Below are 24,515 nucleotides of genomic sequence, written 5' to 3'. Positions count from 1 at the left end.
CTTTTTGTGCTGCACTTCAGGCATGACAAAGCCTCCCAGGTCAACGCCACCCAGATCGAAGCCGCTTCTTCGTGACAGCGAAGCCCCGATCCGTTCGAAGCCGCGCAGGAAACGCAATCCGGCGCAGCCACAGCTGCTTTTCGATCCGATGCCCGATCGGGTCGAGCCGGCGCTGGCTGAGCTGAAGGCGCATCCGCCAAAAGGCGACCAGTGGAGCTGGGAGCTGAAATGGGACGGGTATCGCCTGGCGGTCCATATCGAGCCGCAAGGCGTGCGCATCCTCACACGCGGTGGCCATGACTGGACGCATCGCTTTCCTGAAATCGCAGAGGCTGGCCGTGCACTCGGGCCGGCGACCATGATCATCGATGGCGAAGCTGTTGTCCTTGACGCAGAAGGCCGGCCAGATTTCGGGCTGCTGCAGCAATCGCTTGGCGCTTCCGGCAAGACGGCTGGCAATCGGGCCTCGGACGCTATCCTCTATGCCTTCGATCTCATGTACCTTGATGGGCATGATCTGCGCGGGGTCGAATACCGCTCCCGCCGGCATCTTCTTGAGGACACGCTGAACGGACATGACGGCGCCATTCGTCTTTCAGAGACGCTCGATGTGGATCCCACTGTCCTGCTCGAGAATGTCTGCCGCCTCGGCCTCGAAGGCATCGTCGGCAAGCATCTCGATCAGCCCTATCGCTCCGGCCGCACCGGCGACTGGGTGAAGGTCAAATGCGTGCAGAGCGAAGCCTTCATGATCGTCGGCTATGAGCCATCGACGGCATCGCCGGGTGGGTTTGGCTCACTGGTGCTTGCTGCCTACGGCGGCCACGATCTCGTCCATGTCGGGAACATCGGCACGGGCTTTAGGCAAGCCGAGATGACCAGACTGCGCAAGATGCTGGATAGGCTGCGCTGGAAGCGCAAACAGCCGCCGGTGCCCTATCCCGGGAAAGCCGACATTGTCTGGGTGGAGCCGACGCTGATCGCCGAGATCGAGTTTCGGGCCTGGACCGGGGATGGCAAACTGCGGCATGCTTCCTACAAAGGCTTGCGGGAACGGCAGGACAACGCGGACGTTTACAAGCTCGACTAGCAAGCGGACGGAACACGTCGGGAGAAACTGCATCCGGTCGCAACGGAGGGGATTGCTGCCATGTGTAACCTTTATCGCATGGAAGACAAGGACTGGGTCGCGAAATGGGCCCAGGATGCCGAGAGCCTGATCAACCTGATGCCGGCCTACCAGATGAACCCCGACCAGATGGGGCCCATCGTCCGCAACACGGCCGACGGAAAGAAGCAACTCGTGCACGCGCGCTGGGGCCTGCCCTCACCGTTCTTCGTACAGAAGAAGGCTGCGGAAGGTCGGGCAGAGAAACTGAAGGCCAAAGGTCAGACCGTCGATATGGATGAGCTCATCCGCATGGAACCAGACCGGGGCGTAACCAATGTCCGCAAACTCAACCTGCCCCACTGGACGCGCTGGTTCGGCGTCGAGCATCGATGCCTGGTTCCCGTGACGAGTTTTGCCGAGCCGGATCCTTCAAGCCAGGAACCCGGCGGCAAGGTTCCGAATGCCTGGTTTGCCCGCGACGAGGCGAAATCACTGATGTTCTTCGCCGGCATCCATGTGCCGCAGTGGAAAAGCGTCCGAAAAGTCCGGGACGGCCTCACGACGGACAACCTCTATGGCTTTCTGACCACGGATCCCAACGATCTCGTTAGGCCGATCCATGAGAAGGCCATGCCTGTCCTGCTGCAGACGAAGGAAGAAACCGACGTCTGGATGTGGGCGCCATGGGAAGAAGCGAAGCACCTCGCCCGACCGCTACCGAACGATGCTTTGATCATTCTGGCGCGTGAGCCTTATGGGTCATCGATCGTATCGAAGTCTGGCGAACTCGTTGAGCAGCCTACCCTTCTGTAGGCGGACCAGGCGTCGGCGAGTTTTGGACCCTAACGGAATGGTTTGCGATCGGTGAGAATGGCGATATGTTCACCTTCCGTTCTGAGAACCAACCTTTCGCTTTGCTGCCAGAAGGACGATGATAAATACCTTTTCCGAGACCATCCGCAAAATCATCCATGTGGACATGGATGCCTTCTACGCCTCGGTCGAGCAGCGCGATAATCCGGAGCTGCGCGGTAAACCGCTGGCCGTCGGCGGTGCTGCCGCCCGAGGTGTGGTGGCGGCCGCCAGCTATGAGGCTCGCAAGTTCGGGGTTCATTCCGCCATGCCGTCGGTCACGGCCGCTCGCAAGTGCCCGGATCTGATTTCCGTAAAGCCGCGCCTCGAAGTCTACCGGGCTGTCTCGCAGCAGATCCGGGAGATCTTTGCCGAATATACGCCGTTGATAGAACCCTTGTCGCTCGACGAGGCATATCTCGACGTCACCGAAAGTCTCAAAGGCATGCCGGTCGCCACCGAGATCGCGCTGGAAATACGTGAAAGGATCAAGTCAGTTACCGGCCTAAATGCCTCTGCCGGTATCTCCTACAACAAGTTTCTGGCCAAAATGGCGTCCGACCTCAACAAGCCCAACGGCCAGGCGGTCATCACGCCGAAGAACGGGCCAGCGTTCGTCGAGCAGCTGGCGGTCAAGAAATTCCATGGCGTCGGCCCGGCCACGGCCGAGAAGATGCACCGGCTTGGCATTGAGACCGGCGCAGATCTGAAGGCAAAGTCCTTGCAGTTTCTCATCGAGCATTTCGGGAAATCGGGTCCATACTTCTATGGCATTGCCCGAGGCCTCGATGAGCGGCAGGTCAAGCCGGACCGAGTGCGGAAGTCGGTCGGCGCCGAGGATACGTTCAACGAGGATATCAACGATCTTGATCTCGCGACGAGCGAGCTGAGGCCTCTGGCGGACAAGGTCTGGAGTTATTGCGAAGCCAAGGCGTTGAGCGGCAAGACCGTCACCGTCAAAATCAAATACTCCGACTTCACGCAGGCGACGCGCAGCAGGACCATCGGCCTGCCCTTTGCCAACGGCAATCAGATTTTCGAGGTAGCAACCGGGCTGCTGGCGACGGTTTATCCATTCAAGCGGCCGGTGCGCCTGCTGGGCGTAACGCTATCGTCGCTCACCCAGGATCGTCACGGAGATAACGATCAGGATCAGTCGCAGCTGGATTTCGGGATGTAAGCAGAAACCAAAAAAGCCTGCCGCGGGAGGAGGTGCAGCAGGCTTTCGAAAGAGTTGAACAACGGCTGGGAGGAGGAGGGCCGCTGTTCCGTCAGGCAACCCTTGGGAGGAGGAGTGGGTTACCTGAGTGACGAAGCTTTGCGGGAGGAGGTGCATCGCTTCGTTGGGATTTCTTATACAAGTATTCTGCCAGCCGCGTTAGGGGCTTCACCGCAGTTCAGCTATGCCCTGAATGCACCCCTGGTAGAAAGCTCGCCCAATTTTTCGCCATTAGGCGCGAAAGCGGTCAAAGGCGGTCAGGTACTTGGTGGGCGGGTCCGCTTCCGGGTGGCGGTAGATCTCTCGTCGGAGGTAGTCGATTTCATCAGCCAAAGCGGCCTCATCCACTTCAATCCACCAGGATTTCGGGCGCCCCTCGCTGCCATCCGACCAACGATAGCCCCGCGCTTTCAGGTGATCTTTGAGGTCGTAAGGGCTGTTCTCGGCAAAAATGCGCACCCGCGATCGCTGGCTTGCCCTGTAGAGTTCAGCAAACGGGGACGGGTAATGCCCGTCAACGTTGCGATCCAGGACTTCAAGCAAGGCAAAACAGTCGTCCACGGCACGATGGCCGTCATGGAAATAGCCGCCCTGACCAACGAGGTAGCCGAGCTTTGTTCCTTCGAATCCTCTGGCCGACCAATCGATCTCTGCATTCGAACACGCCCAAGCCTTGTTGCAGAACACACGGGAAAATGCTTCGCAGAAGGGTCTGTCGAAGCCGGCATTGTGGGCGATGATCAGGTCTGCTGGCGCGACAAGGGTCTCGACGGCCTCGATGTCGATCTTCTGGCCGGCGACCATGTCATCGGTGATCCCGGTCAGCTTGACGATTTCAGGGGGGATTGGTTTGCCGGGCTGCTGCAGACCGCCATAAATTCCCGTCACGTCTCCGATCGAACCTTGGTCGTCAAAGGTGAAGGCGATCAAGCCGATCTCGATGATCTCCTCCTTGCGATGATTAAGACCAGTGGTTTCGGTATCGAGAATAATTCCTTTGTGCGGGAATTCCGGGCGTAGGCTACGGACAACGGGACGGGACTCGAGCTTTCGCAAGATCCGGTAGCGACCAGTTGCCGCCAGATGATCGACCATCTCCTGCTCGGACAAGGCGACATTTGCCGTGCGCGCGGCCGACATTTTCACCGGAGACTTGGCCGGAGCCGCCGGCGGTCCGTCCGAAAACATATCGAACTGGGCAAGGTGCGCTGCACGATCATTCTGCGTCATGGAACAGGATTAGCACGTTGCTCTCCTGCGGTCATGAACCGGGGATGTCAGGTCTAGGCACGGTCCACAGTCTTCGACGGCGATTGACCGATAGTGGCATCGTCGATCCATCCGCTCGAACACCGCTATCGGGCATCAATGCACGCCGATTGCCCGGATGTCGTTCGGGAGCGTAATCTTGATGACCTTGTCGAAAATCTCCGACTTGCGGAACTGCCTGTCGGTCACTGCCAAGCCGGGCGTATTCTGAGGAGAATTTTGCAACAGGCCAAGCCAAGTCAAAGGCCGTATGAAATTATACGCAATGAAGAAGCTTGCCTCGTGTCGCGGTCCGAGTGGTCCCCTGCCCGGAAAGAGCTCGACCGGCAGGGCCCATTCGGTAAATGTACCGAGCGTCACCCATTCGCCCATTCGGTTTGAAACGACGCCGAGCATATGCCGCAAATCCCAGAACAAGGCCGCGCCCGCCGGCGACAGACTTTCCTGCAGTGGGGCGGCCAAGATCCATTCAATGAGAAATGCCTGAAGCGCACCATGATCGCCGAGAATAGACCTGCCGGCTTTCGTCAGAACAGCTTTGCCCTTGTAATGGCGGATGAGACGCAAGTCCTGCAACCCATGATGCAGGATAGATAATGGCGGGAAGTCCGGTTCGTTGAGAACCTTGTTTACCGAATAGAGTACTTCGGGTTCGAAACCAGGCCAGTAGAATTCCTGTGCCGCCCATTCAACGCATTTGCGATGGAATGCTCCCAAAGACTGGGTCAAAGGGATTCCGCCGGACTGCTCCGCGTAGCGAAGGAGTTTCATGCCGTTAATGGCGAGCGGGCTGTCCGCCAGCTCCTGTTCCGAAAGATCGGATGAAATGAAGATCAACGGCGAAAGTGTCGACTGTCTGAACATGCTTGCATGATGACCAAATTCATCGACGCCGTCATCGTGAAATATCTTCTCCGTCGGTGCGGATCTGGGCTCTTGATGCAAATCGGACCAGCGACCATGCTTTCGCTCCGCTAAGTGATTGAACGCCTTGTGTCATGGCGCGCGAAGGAATCAAATCGATGAGTTTCGGAAAGCAGCCAGTCTGCAAAAGCCTGTATTGGAGCGTCACTCAACCGGATGGGCTCCGGGAGGATCAGGCTGAACGTCTTGGAAATGGCTTGGCTTTCGGGCCAAGGAGCGATTAGACGCCCTTCCGCCAACTCCGTCTCGACATATAGCCGCGGCACCAGCGCAACGCCAAGTCCCGCCAGTGCGGCCTCGATCAGCATAATATGGAGGTCGTAGTATGGACCGATCGCAGGATTGGTGAGCGTGATCCCTGTCTCCTGCGCATAACGTTGCCACGCATCCGAGTTCTGGCGACGATGCAGACGTGGCAGATGGTCGAGCGACACCACGTCTGCGCCTTTGTCGAGAAGTGCCGGATGACAGACAGGCATCAGCGTCTCGTGCAGCAACCGGTGCGTCCTCATTCCGGTCCATGCGGGATGCTCGTAATGGATGGCGGCGTCGAAACCGCTTCCGGCGAGCACGAATGGTTCCATTCGTTCGGCAAGATGCACGATGATGTTAGGGTGGCGCTCCTGAAATCGTCCAAGGCGGGGAATGAGCCATCGCGTGGCGAAAGTCGGGATCGTCGCGATATCGATGCTGGCGCCATCGCTGGGCTGTCCCATCAGATACTGGCTGTCACGCTCCAGCCGATCAAGAGACTCGCGAACCTGGGCGGCATACCGCTCCCCGCTTGGCAGAAGCCTGACGCGATTGCCGACGCGCTCGAACAGCGTCACGCCGAGAAAAGCCTCTAGCCGGCCGATCTGGCGACTGATCGCTCCTTCGGTCAGTGCCAGCTCGTCCGCTGCGCGCGCGAAGCTGCCATGACGCGCCGATGCCTCGAACGCCATGAGAGCGGTATTGCTGGGAATTTTACGGCGCATCCGCGGTCTCCGCAGGTTTGATCGACTCCAGCTTGACATTAGATCATTGAAGGGTGACGCAATATCGATATTCAATGGATTTCTCGCCTCTTACAATGATAAAATATCAATGACTAACGGAGGCGCTGCGCGGCCGGCCGGAGGCGATAAGATGATCTATACAGTTGAATGCAGCTTTGCTGACCCGCACAGCGAGGCGGAGTGGAACGCGTTTTACAGCCTGGACAAGCTGCCGGCCCTGATTTCTGTGAGCGGCTTTCACACCTCACAGCGTTTCAAGGCGTTGAGCGGCGGCTGTCCCGTCTACCTCGCTCTCCATTCGATCGAGGGCCTCGATATTCTGACCGGCGAGGAATATCGCCAGAAGGGCGGCGGCAACTTCGCCCGTTGGCAGCAACACATCACCGATTGGCACCGAAACCTGTACGAGGGCGTCGAGCGCGCCCCGGCCGTCGGCGAAACCGAATATCTGGTGCTGAGCACAACAGGGCCTCAGCCGCTGCGCGAATTGGGCCTGAAGCCGTCTGCGATGCGCGCGGTCGCCATGGAGAAGTTCCCGGAACATCGCTGGCTCGCGAAAGCAGGTCGCGACGTGATCGGAGATATCGGACATCTGCCGGACGATGTTCACGTCTATGCGCCGATGACGCCGCAATTGACGAACGGCGATGACGTCGCCTCCGCCAGCGCGCGGTGAACGCCGATGCCCAATGTCACCCTCTACATCTCGCAAGACAGGATACCGCCGGAGGAGACGCTTGTGGCGCTCACGGAGCGATGCACAGCGCTCTGCACCGGCATCCTTCGGGCGGCCTTGGAGAATGTGCATGTCATTTTTGTCACCGTTCGGCATGGCCGGGGGCATCCGGCCTTTGTCGAGATCCAGTATCGCCTCGAACCTTTCCGGACAGCGGCCGTGATGAACCAGTTCATGATGGAATTGGACGACGTCATTCAGAGCAGCACCGATTTGACCGCGCGCATTCGCTGCTTCGGCTACGAAGCGTCCAGCATCCACGCACGCAACTGAACTCACGCCAGAGAAGAACCATGACGATGACCGATTTTCCCAGCCAGACGGTTGGCGACCTGACCCTCACAGCCATCAGTGACGGCTATCTCCACGCCAGTTTCGGCCTCCTCTCGAATATCGATGCTGACGATGCCTCTCAAATGCAGGAGAATGCGGGGATACGTGATCACACTGCTATCCACATTAACTGCTATCTGGTGCGCGGAGGTGGTCGCACAGTCCTGATCGATGCCGGCGCGGGCGGTTTCAAACAATGGGGCGGCCGGCTGAAGGACAACCTCGCCCAGGTGGGCATCCAGCCTGCCGCCGTTGACGCCATCCTGTTGACGCACGCCCATCCCGACCATGTCGGCGGCCTGATCGACTCCTCCGGCGCAGCCGCATTCCCGAATGCCGAGCTCATCGTGTCTCAACAGGAAGTCGCGTTCTGGCAGGATGACGGTAATCTGAGCCGCGCGCCCGAGCGTGCCCATGGCAACTTCATCTTCGCCCGTCAGGCGTTTGCCGCTTATCGTGGCAGGTTGCGCATGTTCGAGACCGTAGACGTGCTTCCCGGCATGACGGCAGTTCCGCTCCCTGGTCATACGGCAGGACATACCGGCTACCGCCTTGAGTCCGGTGGCCAGAACCTGTTGGTCTGGGGCGACATAGTCCATTTCCCCCAGATCCAGATCTCACGGCCGGATGTGTCGATCGCGTTCGATCAGGATACACATCTCGCCGCAGAGACGCGATCGAGATTGCTGGATATGGTCAGTTCGGAACGGCTTCTGATCGCCGGGATGCATCTTGGTGAGCTCGGTTTCGCGCGCATCGAGCGAACGGGGGGAAATTACCACATCGCCTATGAGGAACGAGCACGGTATTCTCCCCATGCGTGACAGAAGGTGTTCACGCTCTTTGGGTATTTGGGAACGTGAGACCAACTTTTTGCCTAAGTCCTCCAGATCGCCCAGAAACCAGCACGACGATCCCTGATTTGATTCATACACGAAGTCCTTCAGCGCTCTGCTTCGGCATTCGCCGTTTTGACGACCTGCGCCAATCGAGCGGTGTCACCAACGCCACCCTGTCGGACCGGCTGAAACTGCTGGAGGAAAACGGGTTCGTCGAGCGACGGCAGTATCAGACACGGCCCGATCGGTTCGAATATCAGCCGACCGGAAGATGTCGCCATCTCGGCCTCCTCATGCAGGCAATGGTGCAGATCGGCGACCAGTGGAACCTGTCCAACCTCGAAGGACCGCCCCTCGACTTCATCGACAGGCGAACGGGCCAAGGCGTCAAATTGATTACCGTCAATCGGGAAACGAGCGAGCCAGTCGAGAGGGATCATCTCGGCGTGCGGCCAGGCCGCAGCGCAGACGCATTAATGACCTGGCGGCTCTCACGGGGATCCGAAAGCGCAGAGACCTCTGCAGTCCGTTCCGGCCAAAGTAGGGCGCGGACTATCCAGCAGTCCGGGATGACCATTCCTCCACCAGAAGCCCGTAAATCAGAGAATCCCGAACGCCGATATGCGTCTGCCATTCGGCCCGCAGGCGCCCCTCCAGCGTGAAGCCGAGCCTCGTCAACAGCGCGATCGACGGCTGGTTGTCCGGATCGGTATCGGCGAAAATGCGCCGTTGTCCCTCGGCGAATAATTGGTCGATCAGCATGGCGACAGCTTCGCGCGCATACCCATGCCCCTGTGCTTCGCGCGCAAGCAGATAGCCGATCTCGGAAACACCTTCGCGTTTCTTTCCTGCCGCCACAAAGCCAACGGCAAGCTCTTCATCTGCCCGTACAATCGCCCATGAGCGCCAGTTCGATTGATCGTCGTTGGCGAAATACTCCCTCAGATCCTTGACACGCTCAAAGGGTGCGCGAGACCACCACCGCATCATCTCTGGATCGGCCATCGTCAAAAACAAGGCGTCAGCGTCGGACGGACGGCGTGGGCGCAGTGTCAGGCGATGCGGCTTTGACGTGTCGCCGATCAAAGTCAGTGCTGCTTCTGGGAATACCATTCTTAATTCCTTTCCGAATGCGTATGCGGTGCAAGACGGCTAGACTCGATCAGGCTTGGCAGCTCACGCTCGAACAGGGTCGCAAGCGTCCGGATTCGAGATGGGATCGGTCGGGTCGCCGAATAAAGACTATGAAGGTCAAAGCCGGTCAACTCGAAGTCCGGCAGAATGCGCCTGAGGCGCTCGGCGGCGAGGTCATCGGAGCAAACGGGTCCCTGGAAGACACCAATTGCCCCGCCGTCGAGCAGTATAGCGTACAAAGGCCGCCAGTTGCTCATGGTCATGACGATGTCGACCGGCACCGACGTCAGTCGGGCATCGTCGGCAAAGGCGGTGCGTTGCCCCAATAATGTGCTCCTGAATTGCAATGAATGTCGGTCGCGTTGACGACTTCTGTTCAGCGAAAGTGAGCGCATATGTGATCAGCGAAGGCGCGCACCCTTGGCACCATGTCCGCTCGATTTGGGAACGTTAGATTGAGCCGCGTCGGACGGAGTCCGGCGTGCGGGAGGAGCGGTTCGGCGTTGCCGCTCATAACGGCATCCTGGCACAAGCCCTGCGGCAATAGAGCGACACCAAAGCCGTTCAACATCAGATCCCGGGCCAAGGCATGGCTATCGACCTCGATCGCACCGGCAGGCAGGGAAACACCACCAAGCACATGCTTTTCCAGATATCCGCGCAAGACTGGTTGCGGGGAGATGAAATCCTCCACCTCGCTGATATTTTCCGGCCGCCCCTTTCGCTCCAGCCACGATGTGCTCGCATAGAAAGCCCATTCGATGTCGAGCAACCGTCGTTCGATTGCAGTCTGGGTAGGATTCACGCCGACTCTGACCCCAATGTCGATGTTGTCCTCGACAAGATCCATCACGGCATTTGTCGACATGATCTGGAAGCGGACTGCGGTGTGAGCCTGCGTGAAGCTGGTGATTGCGCTCGCCAGCAACGCGGTGGGGAAATCCGCCGGGACGGTCAGCCTGATCAGACCGCCCAATACGCCATCTCCCGCTTGCAGGTCATCAAGCGCCCGGACGAGAACATCTACCGGATCCGACGCCTTGTCATAGAGGCGCTGTCCCTCGTCCGTCAGGGCAAAGGAACGGGTCGAGCGCTTGAGCAACCGAACCCCTAACGTTTCTTCGAGCACCCTGACCTGAAGGCTCACCGTCGAACGCGGCGTGCCCGTGCGCCGGGCCGCTGCGGTAAACCCGCCCGCACGAACCACTTCGACAAAGGTCTGGATCGGATCAAGCTTCATCATTGTCCAGAATACTAGATGATGATGGCAGAACTTGCCAGATAATCGTGCTTGCTCTGATGGGATACCGTGGGTCCGGATCATAAGGAGACCACATCATGGACATCACCCCTCATCCCGCTTCGCCTGCAAGCGGCGTACTCTCCTCTCACGCAACCGCACGCTTCTCGGGTATCGATGCCGAAATCCTGCTCGGTGGTGAAGCAGCTCCCATGACCGTCATGGCGATGACGGTCCAACCGGATCAGGGCGCACCGGCGCACATTTCGTTTGAGGAGGATAAGGTCTTCTGCATCAGCGAAGGGCGGTTGCTGTTCCTGATCGGCGCGCAGAAGATTGAGGTAAAGGCGGGAGATCGGCTCTTCGTTGCGAAGGGCGTCACCCATGGCTTTTCCGCGATGGGAGGCGTGGCGCGCGTGATGTTGGTATCGACACCCGCACGCCATGACCGCTTTTTCCAGGCCATGGATGCTCTGCCGGTTCCGCATGACCTCAACGACGTCCAGTCCGTCTGCGAAACATTTGGCCAGGCCATTGTTGGCCCGGTTGTGACCTCGTAGAGTCTACTGTCACAGGGAATGGAAGGTGACGGCCGGCGTCATCCTTCCATTCCCTGTGACATGGTCAGATGCCTTCAGCCGACGATTGGCCTGCCATCACCTTGCGGATCGCGTTGATGGTCCGTTCTTCAACGTCTCGTGGCAAATCATGACCCATGCCCTCGATGGGCAGGTAGACCGCGTTCGGTATGGAGCGCGCCGTGTCCTGACCGCAGGCGGGCGGGATCAATGGATCATCGACGCCGTGGATGACGAGTGTCGGGACCGTGATGTTTGCGAGGTGTGCTCGCCGGTCTCCAGCCACCGCCATGGCAGCGATCTGCCGCGCAGTGCCTCCCGGATCGTAGCTACGCCTTACTTCATCAAGGAGCATTGCGCGATGGGCCTCTTCATCGAAGGGATAACCCGTCCCGGCGATTCTGCGCGCGAACGCGAGGCGCACCGCGAGAAAGCCTTCCGGATCGATCATAGGATCAGGCGCAGGGCGCATCATCATCGCCATGACATCGGGCGCCGCCTGCGGCAGGACCGGATTGCCGGTGCTCGACATGATCGACGTCAGCGAAAGGACCCGATCCGCATGTTCGCTCGCGAGAACCTGCGCGATCATTCCCCCCATTGAGCGCCCGACGACATGCGCCTTGGCAATCCCGAGCGCATCAAGCAGGCCGATCGCATCCGCTGCCATGTCGTCAAGCGTATACGGCACATCAGGTCTGCGCCCGGCCATCAGGGAAGTTGCGAGCGCGCCGAAATCCGGAGCGGGCGAAGCGCTGAAATGCGTCGAGCGGCCCGCATCGCGGTTGTCGAAACGGATCACGCGATAGCCTCGTGCGGCCAGCCCTCTACAGAAAGGCTCGGACCAGCGGATCATCTGCGTTCCAAGCCCCGAAATCAGCAGGATCGTTTCCGCATCGGCATAGCCGAAACTGTCCCACGCGAGCTCGATGCCATTGGCCTTTGCAATATTCATGACCTCGCTCCTCCGGCGGGTAGCTCCATTTCGGACAATGGCAGAAGTCGAGAATCCATCACCGCCGCTGTACGGTGACCAAGTCCAGCGAGATAGCCCTTATGGCTGGCGAAGGAGAGGAAGGACGCAGCACTGGTCTGCCTGATCATCATCGTCAGATCCCAATGTTCATCGGCCGGGCCGATCAGGAAGGGACCGCCATGGCCGAGAAAGAGGAGATCGCCGCCGGTTTCTCGTAAGAAGGGCAGTGTGTGCTCAACATAGAGATTGAAGGCCTCAGCACCGCTGATCGGCCTGGCAGGTGCCAGCTCAGGGTGGCCCGAATAATCGGCGACACCCCTGACGCGCAGCAGGTTGAGCATCACGACGGGACCGGCAAGGTTGCGGTGTACGAACCTGCGGCCAGCCTCCTGTGTCGGTTCGAGGTAGGAAATGGAGTCGGCTCTGGTCATCGGTGTTCCGTTGAATGGCGGGTTAAGCGCTTTGGTTCTCCCCAGCGCCGAAGGCGAGACGCAGCGCATAGGTGCGGATGTCTTCAGGCCAAGTAGCGATCTGTTGTTCCAATGATGTCCGATCGTCGGCGAAGAGGGCCCGGGTCGCTTCTTCGTATCCGGGCAGATCTCCCGCGATCGCCTGCATGAATTGATACGCAGCCTCTTGCGCCGCCTGCCTCTGCTGGCGGGGGCTCGCTGTCTTACGCGCTTCGTCGACGATACGCCTCAGTGTCGCCGACGCCCCGCCGGGCTGGTTCGTCAGCCAGTCCCACTGCCGGGGCAGCAAGGTCACCTCTCGGGCGACGACACCGAGCTTCGGTCGGCCACGCGGCGCGAGGCTCCGAATTTCCTCCGACTCCGTCGGGCCCGGCGCGACCTCGGTTTTGGGGCGGTAGCGTCCTGGGTACGCCTTCGGAGGTTGCGATAACCTTTCAAGAACTTCTTCATCGCTTCCGCGCAAATCAAGGTCGATGGGACGCCCCGTCGTGTCATCGAAGACGAGGACTGCGCCAACCTCATCTGGAGAGCGCTTCACCGCCAAAGCAACCTCGGATAACGGCGCGCTCAGCAGGAATCTTTCCCCGGCAAACGCCGTACAGGTCTTTGTAGCGGGATCGAACATTGCGCACTCCCTTTGATAGAGAAGCGATTAATACCCGGACAAAATTGACACGTCAATTATATCCGGGTAAAAATATGCCGCTGTTGCGCCCGCGCGGCGAATGGCGGCTCCGACGAGGCCATTAGTGTCAGCCTCCGGAGAAACTTGCGCGCAGTTCATATCAGAGGCAGCACTCGTAAATTTCTAAGGCATACAATGACGTCGCTCACAAAATGGGTCCTCGAAGGAATAACCCTGGACGGGCGAGCGGTTGGTTTGCTCTTAAAAGGAGTCGAACACCGGTATACTTTCATTCCGAATGCGTGCCGGCAGATAGACGGGGCAGATCAAGCACCTGGTTCATTGGTAATGTCCGCAAAGGGGCCGTGAGGGGACTGTCCGCTATTGCGGAGCCGACTGGCGATAGCGGACATCCAGGCATGAGGCGATACGGTCCGAGTTCAGCCCAAACCGGTCATTGTGGGCTGGGATCCGACAGACTGTTGCCTTCGTTCCGCACGTAGAGCCTTCGTTGAAAAAGTCTGACAGCAGACATCGCTCACTTTGAAGTCTACTTTTCTCAATGCACCCATTTCAATTGATTGGGAGTGGCGCAAAACCTCCGCCGCTGAGTGTCGAGAAGGCGCAAAGACAACTAACTTCAATGCGTCTTCAGGCGCTCTTAGCCGGTCCTATGTGATTGAATGCAAGCTAGGTGAGCCAGATATAGAGCCACAATGCGACGGTGAAGGACGCGGAGACAAGAAAAGTGAGGGAGGCTGAGCGACGGGAGGCGGATCGCTCAAATCCCTTTGCCGTATCCATGAAGAGGTGGCGCATGCCAGAGGCCATGTGCTGGAACAGTGTCCATGTCAGGCCGATCAAGATGAACTGTCCCACCCAGCTTCCCGCGAACCCGCAGAAGGTTTCGTATGCTTCGGGTCCCGTCGCAAGCGATGTCAGGTACCACGTCAACATCACCGTGCCCGCGAAGTAGAGACCCACTCCCGTTATTCGATGGGTGATGGAGGCAATGGCCCAAATCTGCCAACGCCATACTGTTAGATGTGGTGAAACGGGTCTGGGGCGACGGGCTGACATGAGATTTTCTAACTCGACTCTGGAGAATTCAAATACGTTTTGAATTCAAATACACTATGTATCTGAAAACGGCAATGCTATGCCACTCTTTATGAAGCAGGCTAAGATCACAAAACCACGCCTGACGCGGGTAGAGAGCCGAGCGCTGACGCGGCAAAAACTGCTCGACTGTGCCCAAAGCGTCTTTCTGCGGGAAGGATATTCCGGAGCGACAATTGAGGAAATTTCCGAGGAGGCAGGCTACACGCGTGGCGCTTTCTATGCGCATTTCAAGTCAAAGGAAGATGTGCTTCTGGAAATCATCTCCTCGCAGGCCGATAAAGTCACGCCGATCCTGATCGAGCGCATCGAGGCGGCTTCATCTCCGTCGGACATGGTGGAGTTCCTGTCGGAATGGGCGCAAGAGCGAAGTCAGACCCAGAGTTTGTCTTTCATGATGTTGGAGGCGATGCAGCAGGCACAGCGCAGCGGCGCTCTGGATGAGCGATACGCGGCTCTCTTCAACAGGAACTGGCGTAGCGTTGGCGAAGCAATGCGACCGTTTTTTCCCGACCAGCGGCTACCCTGCACAGCCGAGGAACTCGTGGCGATCATTGTTGCGCTGTCCTACAATCCTGTTGTCAGCGGTGCGAGCGGACACAAGGCAGGCAGATTGGTGGAATTGGTTCTGGCAGCATTTTTGAAGGACGCCTGACCGGGGAGTTCAGCCCCGTTCGCTTCCCGTGTTGAAGGCCTGCGCATTTGAATTCCGTAGGTGCCGTAGAACAAGATTGCGTGTGCGCTATCAAGTCCGAAACCATTCGGACATGAAGTCGACGAAGCTGCGGGTGGTTGAGGGAACGAGGGAACGGCTTGGAAGGATTGCGTTCAACGGCAGCGATCGCGCAGACCACATCGGCAAAATCCGCTGCAATCGTCCTTCGCGAAGGTCATCCTCTACCAAAAAGGAAGGCGCCAGTAGAGGCCCGCGGCCTCGCCGCGCAAGGTCGAGTAGAAAGGCGATATCCGAAGCACTCACCCTGCCGCTGAGGCGTATGCTAACTTGTTGGCCGTCAGCGTTTACTAATGTTATCTGGTTCGGACGGGCCGTTTGCGTGTAGATCAGAACGTCGTGACCTTCTAGGTCCTCTGGCTTCGAAAGCCCTGGTATGCTGGCGAGATACTCGGGTGACGCAACAAGCAAAAGTGCAAACTCTGCCAGCCGCCGTGCCGTTAGAGCACTATCTGGGAGCGTTCCGAGGCGGAGGGCCACATCAATGCCTTCTCCAATTACATCTGCGACGCGTTCCGTCAGGTCGAGTGAAAGCGACACACCGGGATACGCGTCCAAGTAGCGATCAAGCGCGGGTAAGAGAACAGCATTGGCGAATGCGAGCGGGGCGGTGAGACGTAGCAGTCCCGTTGGCTTGATCTGCAATGTCGCAGCTTCGGCCTCGGTGCTAGCAATCTCGTCTAAAATTGTTGCGCATCGGTTCAGATAAGCTTGCCCAGCCGGAGTAAGGGCAAGCTTTCGAGTTGAGCGGTTCAGCAGTCGCACACCAAGGCGATCTTCAAGTGATTTAAGGTGCCGGCTTGCCATTTCGGCTGACATCCCCTGCCTACGGGCAGCCGCAGCGAGGCTTCCCTGCTCAGCCGCCTCACGGAAAATCGTCATACTGGTCAGCTTGTCCAATGCCATTATCCACTCCGGTGCAGGAATGTTTCAATTCTTAACATGATTATCACATTAGCGTTCATGCCGTACAACGTGAGCGTCAACTTTGAAACGGAGGTAAGCATGTCCAGGTTCATTACCACCAGCAACGCGAGGATCCACGTCATTGACGAAGGACATGGAGATATCGTTTTCGTATTTCTTCATTATTGGGGTGGCAGCGCGCGCACCTGGCACCAGGTTGTCAACGGTCTTTGCGACAAGGCCCGATGCATTCGGATCGACCTCCGCGGATGGGGCAGATCCGTGGCCCGAAATGAATGCTACGATCTCGAGACGATGGCAGGGGACGTGTCCGAGGTTATCGCGGCCCTTGGACTGAAGCGGGTGGTCCTTGTCGGCCATTCCATGGGAGGCAAGATCGCGCAGATCTTAGCTTCGGAGGAAGGTCTGAACCCCGAGGCTCTCATACTCGTTGCCCCATCTCCGCCAACCGGCATGCCCGTACCACGAGATATCCGCGATCAGATGCTCACATCTTACCAGTCCCCAGAGGGGGTTGCCCAAGCACTCACGATTCTTGCCCATAAATCGCTCTCTTCCCAAGACCGCGCGATAGTGCTTGAGGATACGCTTGCAGGTGCTGAAGGCGCAAAACGCGAATGGATTGAACGTGGGATGGTCGAGGCGCTGAAGGCGGACGTGTCCACCATAATTGCACCGGTCCAAATCCTCGTGGGCGACGAAGACAAGGTTGAGCGAGTGGAAGCTTTGCGCAGCATCTACTCCAGCTTTCTGCCGGAGGCGCAAATCGAAGTGTTAGCCGACACGGGTCACCTCTCACCCCTTGAAAACCCCAAGGCTATCGTTCTTGCTTGTGAGCGCGAACTTGCAAGATTGGCCACGGCCTTCTGACCAACGCGTTGGTTTGTCAGAAGGCTTTGTGAAGCCGAGGTTTCATTCAGCAGGTTCGACGTTCGCTAGGAACTCAATTGTGCCGAAATCAAGGGGCGACTATCGGGTTGATAGTCGCTCTTGCGCCTTCGGGTCACAGCTATCGCCACCTTCCAGCCTCCAAGCTCAGAGCAGCTTATGTCTCCTTTTGGCGCTTCTGCGCCGTGACGACGTCCGGCCCAATGCGGTCATACGTTTGTTGTGACGGGATGCAAGAGAGTGGCGGCCATTCCTCGCGGAAAGAAATCATGTTGACACTTCTGGCCTTCCACGGCTCGGGGCGAGACGAAACCGATTTGTTTGAGTTTTGCCGCAAGCTCGCACCTAACGCCCACTTACATGCTCCTCGCGGTCAGTTTGCACAGGCGGATGGGTTCACCTTCTTCAGACGCCAGCCTGATCGGAGCATTGCTGCTGCCGAAGTCGTGAGCCTGGCAATGGATTGGATTGCGCAAGAGATCGAGGCGGATCGCCCGACCTCAGGCGATATCATTGCGGTGGGATATTCTAGCGGTGCAATATTTGCTGAAGCGCTGCTCTCTGTTGCTCCTGAGATGTTTGCAGGGGCAATTCTCTTGCGCCCCGAACCCCTATCACCGGGCTTCGGTTTTCCGCGGATGCCGGAGAAACCAATTCTTATTGTGGCCGGTGAGCGCGACGAGCGACGCCGCCCCGACGACGCTGCCGTTCTTGCTGGGCAATTGCACAGAGCTGGGGCCATCGTTTCACTGCATATCATCGATGCTGGTCATGGATGGGCCCGGGACGACGTAGATCTTATATTAGGGCGCTCCTGGCTAGCGACCCTTCCCGCGAAATGACGTCTGCTGTGGCGCGAGGCGGAAGACGCCTGGCGGCCCTTAGCCGACGTCTGACCTGCTTGCGCCGCAGCGAAACCGACCTGGACTGGTTGGCGCATATGCAATTCAGCGGCGAGCCGCGCCGCACGGATGGCGCCGCGGTCTGACATAGTCGTTCCTGCACATTTCAGCCGTCAGTCGAGACCGTGATGGCTTTCCAGGTTTCGATCTCCTGCTGCATGCGCTTAATCCTGTCAGAGACGAGTTTGAGGGCGTCGCTGCCAAGCAAGAGCTGCGGCGGCGGATTTTCGGACGCGACAAGATCCAGGACAGCCTCTGCAAGCTTCGCAGGATCACCGAGCTGCTTGCCGCTCTTTTCCTGACGTGCCGCTCGGATCGGATCAAACAACGCGTCGTAGTCCGAAATAGATCTTTCCGTGCGGATCATCGAACGCCCGGCCCAGTCTGTTCGAAACGAGCCTGGGCAGAGTGTGGTGACGTGCACCCCAAAGGGCGCCATTTCTGAGCGCATGACCTCGGAGATTCCCTGGAGGGCGAACTTGCTGCCACAATAGTAGCCAATGCCGGGCATGGTGATCATTCCGCCCATTGAGGTGACGTTGACGATAAAACCGTGACGTCTTTGACGGAAACGCGGCAGAAAAGCCTTCGCCACTGCGACCGCTCCGAATACGTTCACTTCGAACTGGTGCCGCATCTCTTCCAGCGGCGACTCTTCCAGGATGCCCTCATGGCCGTAGCCGGCATTGTTGATCAGGACGTCCACTGGCCCGTAGTCTGCCTCAACTTGTTCGACGACATCGGGTATCCGGTCGAATTCGGTGACGTCACATAGAACGGAACGGATGGCAGGCAGGCGTTCTGCAAAGCTTGCCCGCGAAGCTTCGGAGCGAATGGTACCGACAACCGTGTGGCCTTGTTTGCTGGCTGCCGTAGCTATTGCAAGACCGAAGCCCGAATTGGCACCGGTGATGAAAAAGGTCTTCTTAGACATGCGCGACATCCTCTTATTGTTTGATCGTTGCCGTTGACTGATAATCTCCCCGTCGCAGCCTGATGAGAGCAATTTCTATGACTTCATTGCCAAATCCTATGAATTTCGAAAGCCAGAGGCTTGTTCGTCGGCGGCTGCTGGAGTTGGCAGGACTGCTCGCCTCAGATGAGGGTTACAATCTGACGAGACTTCCCGGCCTTCGCATTCTGAAGACGGAAATGGTGCTTCATGACGTCCCGGTGCTCTACAAGCCGGGGGCCGTCTTCGTGTTGCAAGGACGGAAGCAGGGCATTCTGGAAGGCGACGTCTATCTCTACGACGAGGAGCACTATCTCTCGGTCTCCGTGCCCGTTCCGTTCCGTATGGAATCCGTCGCCAGCGTGGATCGACCGCTGCTGGCGATCTATGTGGAATTCGACATGCAGTTAGCGGCCGAGATCGCCTCCGTCATCGAGACTCGGTCCTCCGGGACGTCGGCCGCCAGGGCAAGAAGTCTCGTATCCAGCAAGATGGGACCCGATATCCTGGACGTTTTGCTGCGACTGCTGAATGCCCTGACTGATCCTGTAGAGACTGCGGTGCTGGGCAAGGGCATCTTGCGCGAGCTACACTATCGGGTTCTCGTCGGCCCACAGGGTGGGGCGATGATCTCAGCCCTACAGCAGAGAGGTACGCTCGGAAAAATCGTGCAAAGCCTTGCACGGCTGCGTGAGACGTACCGCTCAGACGTCTCCGTCGCAGATCTGGCAAGCGAGGCTGGCATGAGCGTTCCGTCCTATCACGCCCATTTCAAAGCCCTGACCGGCAGTAGCCCGATGCAATACGTCAAGGCCATGCGGCTTCATGAGGCCAGATTGATGATTGCGCGCCAGGACATGGCGATCGCGGAAGTCGCTCTCTCGGTTGGCTATGTCAGCCCCGCTCAGTTCAGCCGCGACTTCAAACGGCACTTCCGCCGCACAGCTTCGGAAGAGGCGAGATGGGTCCGACAGCATCTTGGCGCGCTGGCGTTTGGAGCATAGAGCGTTGGTCCACTCTTGGCGCTTCGGCGCCATGCGGCCGCCGGCGTAACCAAGTTCGTTACCGTGACAAATAAGCCAATTAATTAGCGAACAGCTCCAACGGGAGTGTCACTGACGCGAACCGATAGTTCCCCCAACAATAGCGAGGCGGCACCCGCCAGGAAGACGCCACCTGCCAGAACGCTTACAGTTCCGTCATAGAGCGGACCCAGCCCGATAGCAAAGAGCGACGCAACCAAGCTCGATCCCGATGCGATTAGGGAAGCCCCGAGGCCGGCGACCTGTCCGAGCGAGCGCATCGCCATTGCGTTGAGATTCCCGAACAGGATGCCGATCGCGAAGAAGGCTGCGAACCCGAAGAGCAGAAGGAGCGTGAGTGGTGGTCGGCCGTCGAAGGCGATCGATGCGGCCAGCATTAGCAATCCGGCAAGCGTAAGGCCGAGGAACCCGCACCGCGCCATCGTGTCCATCCCGAAGCGCCCGACAAGCCGACCGTTAAGGTAGGAGGCAAGCCCGATTCCGCCGGCGAGCAGGGCAAAGTGAAATGGATGTCGTTTTGCATTTAATCGCGAGACACCGCATGCAATAATTTCAACAAGATAGCGCGGCACTTAAATTGAGATTGGGCATTTAATTTGAGATTCTGGCTTCGATTTTGGCACTTAATGTGAGATTACCCGCCGAGGAAAACATGGCTGGCTGCGGCCAAGCTTCATCAGAAAATCCCAGATGTCACAAACGGTTATGGAAGGTCCGGATGGCGTCAAGTGCCGAAAATCGCGCCAAAAAATCTCAAATTAAGTGCCATAACCTGCCGGAACGGGCGCATTCTTACGGTTAAATGCCAAGCGACAGATGGAGCCCGCCTTGGTCAGCAGATGGCATGCCGCCAGATTCAGACTTTCAGGCCGAGCCGTGACGGGCAATATCTCAAGATGTGCGGCATGACATATCCAGTTGCCAATCTCGTGGATGCCCAGCCGCGCAACGCCAGCAGTACTCTGGGCGAATGGCAGCAGATAGAGAACGATCGCGTCTTAAACCATAATGGTTCCGCAATGCGGGTTTTGCCGAAGGAGGGCAAGATCATCTATCTCGAACCGCGAAAAGAGCTCTCCTCCATCAAATCCGGACAAGTGCTGTTCGAAGGCAAACCATGGGAACCGGGCGGTCCTTTCTCAGGGACAGCTTATACTTTCCGCAAGGGATGTCCGCCGGCACCTTACCGTGTCGAAGCCTTTTATGAAGGATGGACCGAGACTTTGACGCTGCGAGGCGCAGCGCCGGTACGTAAAAAAAGTGGCTGCGATATCGTCGGTTACTCCCTTGAAAGCGACAACGCCGCGCTGACATTCGACACCACATTCGATTAAATTTCGTGGCATCAGGAGGGAAGATGGACTCAAGCACTTCCGATACCACGTTAAGACAGGCAAGCCATTAATTTGGGGCAACCATAGATCCGTTGAGACAATCCGCGCGCTAGGCTGACTGCTGACTGCTGACTGCTGACTGCTGACTGCTGACTGCTGACTGAATATGGGCTGGATCAACAGACCATTTTATCACAAGCCCTAGAAGCTAATGACCTCGCTGATAATTACCAAGACTTCCTCGATCAGTCGTGGAGCGTTTTCACGCTTGTAGAATGCGAAATACTGGACTTGCGGCAATCGAGGCTCGACCTCGACGATCATCAATTCACCGGCTCCCACCGCCGGAGTAAAGTAGTTTTTTGGAAGGTAGCTGAGACCAAGTCCGTAGGTCGTAAGCTTGGCCACCATTCCAAGGCTATTGCAAGATAGAACCTTTTGAATGTTGAAGCCATTTTCAGCGAACCATTTGCGATAGAGCAGCGTCAACGCCGAATTGTCAGGTTGTCCGATAACCGGCAGTTCAGAAACATCTTGGGCTGAAAGCGTGCCCGATTTTAGTTTAAAGCTCGGCGCTGCCATCCAGACATTCTCGACCTCACCGATCTGACACGATTCGATCGTAGGACTGGAAAATGGACCGGGCATCAGAGCAATATCTATCTCGTTGCGATCAAGCCGCTCGTAAAGCCTGACACCCCCATCGATCTCCGGCTCGATCCTCACCTTTGGGAAATGGGTCCTGATCGACTGAATCAATGCAGGAAGCCAAGTTAAACCGATAATGTCGGTAGCGCCGATGCGCAGGCGACCGTGGAATTGAGAAACATCTGATAGCGTTCCAGTTATCCGCTCATGCAGTGCCATCATTTCCTGTGCATGCACAAGAAGCTGTTCGCCAACAGGAGTGAGGTGCAAGGTTCTACCGGCGCGATGGAAAAGCGGCGCACCGACGCTACTCTCTAGCTCACCGACGCGCTTGGCGATCGTCGACTGGGTGAGGACCAAGCGCTTGGAGGCCTCCGTAAAGCTACTGAATGCAGCTGTAGCGCAAAATGCTTCAAGCTGCTTGAGAGTGTACACGCCTGGAAGTCCCCGGTTCTTTTGAGCGGTCTTAGTGTTGTCCCTTGATGTCGGAAAGGAAACGCTGCACTCGCGGATGTTCGCGATTGTTAAAGAACATCTCTGGCGTCGTATCAACGACGGTGCGGCCTTGATCCATGAAAATTACCCGATCCCCAACGTCGCGGGCAAAACCCATTTCGTGGGTGACGCAGACCATAGTCATGCCTTCGCTGGCAAGAGACTTCATGACGGCAAGCACCTCACCCACCATCTCAGGATCGAGCGCGCTTGTCGGCTCATCGAAGAGGATGACGGGCGGACGCAGTGCAAGCGCACGTGCAATCGCCACACGCTGCTGCTGACCGCCAGACAAAAAGCCGGGAAAACTATCCGCTTTTTCTGACAGACCGACACGGGCAAGAAGCTCGCGGGCAAATGCTTCGGCATCGGCACGCGGACGCTTCTGAATTTTGATCGGAGCAAAAGTGATGTTGTCCAGCACACTCATGTGCGGAAAGAGGTTGAACTGCTGGAAAACGAACCCGACCCTTTGGCGTAACTGGTTGAGATCGGTTTTCGGCCCGTGGACCTCGACGCCATCGAGAACAATCTTACCTTTCTGAATCGGCTCCAGGCTGTTGATGGTACGGATCAGCGTCGATTTGCCAGAGCCTGACGGGCCACATACGACAACAACTTGGCCCTTCGGAATCTCAAAAGTGATATCGGTCAGCACCTGGTGGGTTCCATACCACTTGTTGACCTTGTCGAAAGAGACCATGGCATTTGAATTGTTCTGATCGGTCATGCGAGGCCCCTCTTGCGTCGGATGGAGGTTTCGAGCGCTGTCAGGCCGCGGGTGAGCACGAAGCAGACGACGAAATAAGTGATGGCGAGAATAGTGAAGACCTGCAACGGCTTGGTCAGCAGCAGGCTGTTTACCTGATTGGCCGCGAAGGTGAGTTCGTTGACAGCAATAACGTAACCAAGCGACGTCTCCTTGATCGTGGAGATGAACTGGCTGGTCATGCTCGGCAAGACATTGAAGAGAGCCTGCGGCAGAACTACGCTGCGTATTGTCAGGGCATAGCTGGCGCCCAGCGACCGCGAGGCTTCGACCTGCCCCTTGGGCAAAGACGCTATCCCGGCGCGGATGACCTCAGACAGGTAAGCCGCCTCGTAGATCGTCAGCGCGCAGACAAGCGTCCAGAAACCGGACACCGCGTAGCCCGTGGCAATTGGGATGACGAAGTAACACCAGAAGATCAGCATCAACAGCGGAATGCCGCGCACCAGGTTAACCAGTGCCATGCTGGTGACACGCAGCCATCGGAAGGTCGACAAACGCGACAGCGCAAGCCCGATGGCAATCGGGAAGGAAAACAGGATCGACAGAACCGCCACGATCAGCGTCATGGCAAGGCCGCCGAGCGGGCCGTTTGGATACTGGCCGATTAGAAAGCTCAGCCAGTATTCGCGAATGATATCAAGCATTGGAGGCCTCCCGGGCGCCAATACGCATCCGTTTCTCAAGCCATGCGCCGAAAGCCATGATCAGTAGTGTTCCGATGAGGTAAAGGACGGTGGAAATACCGAAAACGGTGAAGCTCTTGAAGGTCAGGTTTTCGATCTCGCGTGTCTGGTAGGTTAGCTCTGCAACACCGATCGCCATCGCGATACTGGTATTCTTGAACAAAAGCAGCGCGCGGCCGACGAGCGGCGGGAGTGAAATGCGCAACGCCTGCGGCACCACGATGTAGCGCATCGTCTGCATATAGCTGCAGCCGAGTGAACGCGCAGCCTCAAACTGTGTATGGGGAATGGCACGCAGGCCACTTCGGATGTCTTCGGCGAGATATGCGGAGTTGCCAAGCGCAAGAGCGATCGCGGCAAAACAGAACTCGGCGTTGTGGTCGTAAAGCCAGTAGCGGAAATCTTCCGGGAGCAATTCCGGCATGCCGAAATACCAGAACATGACTTGCACCAGCAGCGGCACGTTGCGGTGATAGGCGACGAAGGCGTCAACGATCCATCTGCAGGCTGTGATTTCCGTCGCCCTGACCACCACAAGGATAAGCGCAACGGTGAAAGCCATCAGCCAGCAAACTGCAAATAGCAGGGTCGTAGTCTTCAGCCCCCATAGCAACTGCTGAATCTGGTCAGCTGTAAGTAGTTCCATTCTCGCCTCTTAAAGAAGGCAGGCCGCGCAACCTTTCCAAGACGGCGCGACCTGTTGGTTGTGGCAGGA

At 57.7% G+C, this 24,515-nt stretch carries 30 protein-coding genes; 13 read left to right on the top strand and 17 right to left on the bottom strand.

All coding sequences use genetic code 11. The features are described from left to right. The first annotated feature begins 22 nt into the window (after nucleotides 1-22). From ligD to dinB, 3 genes are all read left to right on the top strand, one after another. Complete coding sequence (ligD, locus tag AC0JZ1_RS03370; RefSeq protein WP_140831734.1) at nucleotides 23-1,090, top strand: non-homologous end-joining DNA ligase; 1,068 nt, start codon at nucleotides 23-25, stop codon at nucleotides 1,088-1,090. Between the two features lie 60 nt (nucleotides 1,091-1,150). After that, complete coding sequence (locus tag AC0JZ1_RS03365) at nucleotides 1,151-1,924, top strand: SOS response-associated peptidase family protein (RefSeq protein ID WP_140831736.1); 774 nt, start codon at nucleotides 1,151-1,153, stop codon at nucleotides 1,922-1,924. A gap of 118 nt (nucleotides 1,925-2,042) precedes the next feature. After that, complete coding sequence (gene dinB, locus AC0JZ1_RS03360; RefSeq protein WP_167507777.1) at nucleotides 2,043-3,143, top strand: DNA polymerase IV; 1,101 nt, start codon at nucleotides 2,043-2,045, stop codon at nucleotides 3,141-3,143. A gap of 270 nt (nucleotides 3,144-3,413) precedes the next feature. Here the strand turns inward: dinB and AC0JZ1_RS03355 are convergent, their stop codons facing one another. The 3 genes from AC0JZ1_RS03355 to AC0JZ1_RS03345 form a co-directional block, all read right to left on the bottom strand. Continuing rightward, entirely contained in the window at nucleotides 3,414-4,322 is a 909-nt protein-coding gene (locus AC0JZ1_RS03355) for a 3'-5' exonuclease (protein WP_246085229.1), read from the bottom strand. 225 nt (nucleotides 4,323-4,547) lie between these two features. After that, on the bottom strand, nucleotides 4,548-5,315 hold the full coding sequence (locus AC0JZ1_RS03350) for a hypothetical protein (RefSeq protein ID WP_471881028.1): 768 nt from the start codon (nucleotides 5,313-5,315) through the stop codon (nucleotides 4,548-4,550). A gap of 110 nt (nucleotides 5,316-5,425) precedes the next feature. Further along, entirely contained in the window at nucleotides 5,426-6,352 is a 927-nt protein-coding gene (locus tag AC0JZ1_RS03345; protein WP_140831987.1) for a LysR substrate-binding domain-containing protein, read from the bottom strand. A gap of 151 nt (nucleotides 6,353-6,503) precedes the next feature. On the opposite strand from AC0JZ1_RS03345, the gene AC0JZ1_RS03340 reads away from it, so the two are divergent. The 4 genes from AC0JZ1_RS03340 to AC0JZ1_RS03325 all read left to right on the top strand — a co-directional run bounded on the left by AC0JZ1_RS03340 (nucleotide 6,504) and on the right by AC0JZ1_RS03325 (nucleotide 8,943). Continuing rightward, nucleotides 6,504-7,049 carry a sugar ABC transporter gene (locus tag AC0JZ1_RS03340; RefSeq protein ID WP_140831989.1) on the top strand — a complete coding sequence of 182 codons (546 nt, stop codon included), beginning with the start codon at nucleotides 6,504-6,506 and terminating at the stop codon, nucleotides 7,047-7,049. 6 nt (nucleotides 7,050-7,055) lie between these two features. Beyond that, the gene (locus AC0JZ1_RS03335) at nucleotides 7,056-7,382 is read left to right on the top strand and encodes a hypothetical protein (protein WP_140831740.1); all 327 of its coding nucleotides are present in this window, start codon (nucleotides 7,056-7,058) and stop codon (nucleotides 7,380-7,382) included. Between the two features lie 20 nt (nucleotides 7,383-7,402). After that, a complete protein-coding gene (locus AC0JZ1_RS03330; RefSeq protein WP_140831743.1) occupies nucleotides 7,403-8,266 on the top strand; it encodes an MBL fold metallo-hydrolase in 864 nt (287 codons plus the stop codon). Between the two features lie 101 nt (nucleotides 8,267-8,367). Then, nucleotides 8,368-8,943: a winged helix-turn-helix transcriptional regulator gene (locus tag AC0JZ1_RS03325; RefSeq protein WP_471881043.1), complete on the top strand. Its 576-nt coding sequence runs from the start codon at nucleotides 8,368-8,370 to the stop codon at nucleotides 8,941-8,943. Here the strand turns inward: AC0JZ1_RS03325 and AC0JZ1_RS03320 are convergent. Genes AC0JZ1_RS03320 through AC0JZ1_RS03310 form a run of 3 tightly spaced genes read right to left on the bottom strand, consistent with a single transcriptional unit; the run spans nucleotide 8,834 to nucleotide 10,658 of the window. Next, entirely contained in the window at nucleotides 8,834-9,394 is a 561-nt protein-coding gene (locus tag AC0JZ1_RS03320) for a GNAT family N-acetyltransferase (RefSeq protein ID WP_140831748.1), read from the bottom strand. The genes AC0JZ1_RS03325 and AC0JZ1_RS03320 overlap by 110 nt on opposite strands. 2 nt (nucleotides 9,395-9,396) lie before the next feature. Continuing rightward, complete coding sequence (locus tag AC0JZ1_RS03315; RefSeq protein ID WP_296069468.1) at nucleotides 9,397-9,741, bottom strand: type 2 periplasmic-binding domain-containing protein; 345 nt, start codon at nucleotides 9,739-9,741, stop codon at nucleotides 9,397-9,399. Nucleotides 9,742-9,791: 50 nt separating this feature from the next. Continuing rightward, nucleotides 9,792-10,658, bottom strand: coding sequence for a LysR family transcriptional regulator (locus AC0JZ1_RS03310; RefSeq protein WP_208758250.1), 867 nt, complete (start codon nucleotides 10,656-10,658; stop codon nucleotides 9,792-9,794). 95 nt (nucleotides 10,659-10,753) lie between these two features. On the opposite strand from AC0JZ1_RS03310, the gene AC0JZ1_RS03305 reads away from it, so the two are divergent. Next, nucleotides 10,754-11,215 carry a cupin domain-containing protein gene (locus AC0JZ1_RS03305; RefSeq protein ID WP_471881027.1) on the top strand — a complete coding sequence of 154 codons (462 nt, stop codon included), beginning with the start codon at nucleotides 10,754-10,756 and terminating at the stop codon, nucleotides 11,213-11,215. 64 nt (nucleotides 11,216-11,279) lie between these two features. Here AC0JZ1_RS03305 and AC0JZ1_RS03300 read toward each other — a convergent pair whose 3' ends face one another. The 4 genes from AC0JZ1_RS03300 to sdhC all read right to left on the bottom strand — a co-directional run bounded on the left by AC0JZ1_RS03300 (nucleotide 11,280) and on the right by sdhC (nucleotide 14,384). Next, the gene (locus AC0JZ1_RS03300) at nucleotides 11,280-12,188 is read right to left on the bottom strand and encodes an alpha/beta fold hydrolase (protein WP_471881026.1); all 909 of its coding nucleotides are present in this window, start codon (nucleotides 12,186-12,188) and stop codon (nucleotides 11,280-11,282) included. Beyond that, a complete protein-coding gene (locus tag AC0JZ1_RS03295) occupies nucleotides 12,185-12,640 on the bottom strand; it encodes a DUF1330 domain-containing protein (RefSeq protein WP_471881025.1) in 456 nt (151 codons plus the stop codon). Before AC0JZ1_RS03295 ends, AC0JZ1_RS03300 begins: the two co-directional genes overlap by 4 nt. Nucleotides 12,641-12,662: 22 nt before the next feature. Beyond that, on the bottom strand, nucleotides 12,663-13,304 hold the full coding sequence (locus AC0JZ1_RS03290) for a DUF2239 family protein (protein ID WP_445543569.1): 642 nt from the start codon (nucleotides 13,302-13,304) through the stop codon (nucleotides 12,663-12,665). Nucleotides 13,305-13,994: 690 nt separating this feature from the next. Next, nucleotides 13,995-14,384, bottom strand: coding sequence for a succinate dehydrogenase, cytochrome b556 subunit (gene sdhC / locus AC0JZ1_RS03285; protein ID WP_140831762.1), 390 nt, complete (start codon nucleotides 14,382-14,384; stop codon nucleotides 13,995-13,997). 79 nt (nucleotides 14,385-14,463) lie between these two features. Between sdhC and AC0JZ1_RS03280 the strand changes: the two genes are divergently transcribed. Further along, a complete protein-coding gene (locus tag AC0JZ1_RS03280) occupies nucleotides 14,464-15,078 on the top strand; it encodes a TetR/AcrR family transcriptional regulator (protein WP_471881024.1) in 615 nt (204 codons plus the stop codon). A 90-nt stretch (nucleotides 15,079-15,168) separates the two neighbouring features. Here the strand turns inward: AC0JZ1_RS03280 and AC0JZ1_RS03275 are convergent, their stop codons facing one another. Beyond that, nucleotides 15,169-16,062 carry a LysR family transcriptional regulator gene (locus AC0JZ1_RS03275; RefSeq protein ID WP_428191314.1) on the bottom strand — a complete coding sequence of 298 codons (894 nt, stop codon included), beginning with the start codon at nucleotides 16,060-16,062 and terminating at the stop codon, nucleotides 15,169-15,171. 99 nt (nucleotides 16,063-16,161) lie between these two features. Here AC0JZ1_RS03275 and AC0JZ1_RS03270 point away from each other — a divergent pair, with 99 nt between their 5' ends. Together AC0JZ1_RS03270 and AC0JZ1_RS03265 are read left to right on the top strand one after the other, a co-directional pair. Further along, a complete protein-coding gene (locus tag AC0JZ1_RS03270; RefSeq protein WP_471881023.1) occupies nucleotides 16,162-16,953 on the top strand; it encodes an alpha/beta fold hydrolase in 792 nt (263 codons plus the stop codon). 287 nt (nucleotides 16,954-17,240) lie between these two features. Next, nucleotides 17,241-17,813: an alpha/beta hydrolase gene (locus AC0JZ1_RS03265; protein WP_471881022.1), complete on the top strand. Its 573-nt coding sequence runs from the start codon at nucleotides 17,241-17,243 to the stop codon at nucleotides 17,811-17,813. A 166-nt stretch (nucleotides 17,814-17,979) separates the two neighbouring features. Here AC0JZ1_RS03265 and AC0JZ1_RS03260 read toward each other — a convergent pair whose 3' ends face one another. Next, nucleotides 17,980-18,807, bottom strand: coding sequence for an oxidoreductase (locus AC0JZ1_RS03260; protein WP_471881021.1), 828 nt, complete (start codon nucleotides 18,805-18,807; stop codon nucleotides 17,980-17,982). 77 nt (nucleotides 18,808-18,884) lie between these two features. Between AC0JZ1_RS03260 and AC0JZ1_RS03255 the strand changes: the two genes are divergently transcribed. Beyond that, a complete protein-coding gene (locus tag AC0JZ1_RS03255) occupies nucleotides 18,885-19,829 on the top strand; it encodes an AraC family transcriptional regulator (protein WP_445543575.1) in 945 nt (314 codons plus the stop codon). A gap of 83 nt (nucleotides 19,830-19,912) precedes the next feature. On the opposite strand, the gene AC0JZ1_RS03250 is transcribed toward AC0JZ1_RS03255, so the two are convergent. After that, a complete protein-coding gene (locus AC0JZ1_RS03250) occupies nucleotides 19,913-20,290 on the bottom strand; it encodes a hypothetical protein (protein ID WP_471881020.1) in 378 nt (125 codons plus the stop codon). Nucleotides 20,291-20,596: 306 nt separating this feature from the next. Between AC0JZ1_RS03250 and AC0JZ1_RS03245 the strand changes: the two genes are divergently transcribed. Continuing rightward, nucleotides 20,597-21,202 (top strand): hypothetical protein, encoded by a 606-nt coding sequence (locus AC0JZ1_RS03245; RefSeq protein WP_445543577.1) that lies wholly within the window; start codon nucleotides 20,597-20,599, stop codon nucleotides 21,200-21,202. A gap of 201 nt (nucleotides 21,203-21,403) precedes the next feature. Here the strand turns inward: AC0JZ1_RS03245 and AC0JZ1_RS03240 are convergent, their stop codons facing one another. From AC0JZ1_RS03240 to AC0JZ1_RS03225, 4 genes are read right to left on the bottom strand one after another with little or no spacing between them, the layout of a single operon-like run. Next, on the bottom strand, nucleotides 21,404-22,285 hold the full coding sequence (locus AC0JZ1_RS03240; RefSeq protein ID WP_471881019.1) for a LysR family transcriptional regulator: 882 nt from the start codon (nucleotides 22,283-22,285) through the stop codon (nucleotides 21,404-21,406). Between the two features lie 31 nt (nucleotides 22,286-22,316). Then, nucleotides 22,317-23,075 (bottom strand): amino acid ABC transporter ATP-binding protein, encoded by a 759-nt coding sequence (locus AC0JZ1_RS03235; RefSeq protein WP_471881018.1) that lies wholly within the window; start codon nucleotides 23,073-23,075, stop codon nucleotides 22,317-22,319. Further along, the gene (locus tag AC0JZ1_RS03230; protein WP_445543684.1) at nucleotides 23,072-23,761 is read right to left on the bottom strand and encodes an amino acid ABC transporter permease; all 690 of its coding nucleotides are present in this window, start codon (nucleotides 23,759-23,761) and stop codon (nucleotides 23,072-23,074) included. The genes AC0JZ1_RS03235 and AC0JZ1_RS03230 overlap by 4 nt, the downstream gene beginning before the upstream one ends. Continuing rightward, nucleotides 23,754-24,446 carry an amino acid ABC transporter permease gene (locus tag AC0JZ1_RS03225; RefSeq protein WP_471881017.1) on the bottom strand — a complete coding sequence of 231 codons (693 nt, stop codon included), beginning with the start codon at nucleotides 24,444-24,446 and terminating at the stop codon, nucleotides 23,754-23,756. The genes AC0JZ1_RS03230 and AC0JZ1_RS03225 overlap by 8 nt, the downstream gene beginning before the upstream one ends. Nucleotides 24,447-24,515 lie beyond the last annotated feature (69 nt).

It is taken from the genome of Affinirhizobium capsici, assembly GCF_977018625.1.
The sequence above is the reverse complement of the archived record's forward strand: the minus strand, read 5'-3'. Positions and strand labels throughout refer to the sequence as shown.

Coding starts and splice junctions, on each gene's coding strand:
- ligD (WP_140831734.1), top strand. CDS start 23: ATGACAAAGCCTCCCAGGTCAACGCCACCCAGATCGAAGCCGCTTCTT.
- AC0JZ1_RS03365 (WP_140831736.1), top strand. CDS start 1,151: ATGTGTAACCTTTATCGCATGGAAGACAAGGACTGGGTCGCGAAATGG.
- dinB (WP_167507777.1), top strand. CDS start 2,043: ATGATAAATACCTTTTCCGAGACCATCCGCAAAATCATCCATGTGGAC.
- AC0JZ1_RS03355 (WP_246085229.1), bottom strand. CDS start 4,322: ATGTCGGCCGCGCGCACGGCAAATGTCGCCTTGTCCGAGCAGGAGATG.
- AC0JZ1_RS03350 (WP_471881028.1), bottom strand. CDS start 5,315: ATGTTCAGACAGTCGACACTTTCGCCGTTGATCTTCATTTCATCCGAT.
- AC0JZ1_RS03345 (WP_140831987.1), bottom strand. CDS start 6,352: ATGCGCCGTAAAATTCCCAGCAATACCGCTCTCATGGCGTTCGAGGCA.
- AC0JZ1_RS03340 (WP_140831989.1), top strand. CDS start 6,504: ATGATCTATACAGTTGAATGCAGCTTTGCTGACCCGCACAGCGAGGCG.
- AC0JZ1_RS03335 (WP_140831740.1), top strand. CDS start 7,056: ATGCCCAATGTCACCCTCTACATCTCGCAAGACAGGATACCGCCGGAG.
- AC0JZ1_RS03330 (WP_140831743.1), top strand. CDS start 7,403: ATGACGATGACCGATTTTCCCAGCCAGACGGTTGGCGACCTGACCCTC.
- AC0JZ1_RS03320 (WP_140831748.1), bottom strand. CDS start 9,394: ATGGTATTCCCAGAAGCAGCACTGACTTTGATCGGCGACACGTCAAAG.
- AC0JZ1_RS03310 (WP_208758250.1), bottom strand. CDS start 10,658: ATGATGAAGCTTGATCCGATCCAGACCTTTGTCGAAGTGGTTCGTGCG.
- AC0JZ1_RS03305 (WP_471881027.1), top strand. CDS start 10,754: ATGGACATCACCCCTCATCCCGCTTCGCCTGCAAGCGGCGTACTCTCC.
- AC0JZ1_RS03300 (WP_471881026.1), bottom strand. CDS start 12,188: ATGAATATTGCAAAGGCCAATGGCATCGAGCTCGCGTGGGACAGTTTC.
- AC0JZ1_RS03295 (WP_471881025.1), bottom strand. CDS start 12,640: ATGACCAGAGCCGACTCCATTTCCTACCTCGAACCGACACAGGAGGCT.
- AC0JZ1_RS03290 (WP_445543569.1), bottom strand. CDS start 13,304: ATGTTCGATCCCGCTACAAAGACCTGTACGGCGTTTGCCGGGGAAAGA.
- sdhC (WP_140831762.1), bottom strand. CDS start 14,384: ATGTCAGCCCGTCGCCCCAGACCCGTTTCACCACATCTAACAGTATGG.
- AC0JZ1_RS03280 (WP_471881024.1), top strand. CDS start 14,464: ATGCCACTCTTTATGAAGCAGGCTAAGATCACAAAACCACGCCTGACG.
- AC0JZ1_RS03275 (WP_428191314.1), bottom strand. CDS start 16,062: ATGGCATTGGACAAGCTGACCAGTATGACGATTTTCCGTGAGGCGGCT.
- AC0JZ1_RS03270 (WP_471881023.1), top strand. CDS start 16,162: ATGTCCAGGTTCATTACCACCAGCAACGCGAGGATCCACGTCATTGAC.
- AC0JZ1_RS03265 (WP_471881022.1), top strand. CDS start 17,241: ATGTTGACACTTCTGGCCTTCCACGGCTCGGGGCGAGACGAAACCGAT.
- AC0JZ1_RS03260 (WP_471881021.1), bottom strand. CDS start 18,807: ATGTCTAAGAAGACCTTTTTCATCACCGGTGCCAATTCGGGCTTCGGT.
- AC0JZ1_RS03255 (WP_445543575.1), top strand. CDS start 18,885: ATGACTTCATTGCCAAATCCTATGAATTTCGAAAGCCAGAGGCTTGTT.
- AC0JZ1_RS03250 (WP_471881020.1), bottom strand. CDS start 20,290: ATGGCGCGGTGCGGGTTCCTCGGCCTTACGCTTGCCGGATTGCTAATG.
- AC0JZ1_RS03235 (WP_471881018.1), bottom strand. CDS start 23,075: ATGACCGATCAGAACAATTCAAATGCCATGGTCTCTTTCGACAAGGTC.
- AC0JZ1_RS03230 (WP_445543684.1), bottom strand. CDS start 23,761: ATGCTTGATATCATTCGCGAATACTGGCTGAGCTTTCTAATCGGCCAG.
- AC0JZ1_RS03225 (WP_471881017.1), bottom strand. CDS start 24,446: ATGGAACTACTTACAGCTGACCAGATTCAGCAGTTGCTATGGGGGCTG.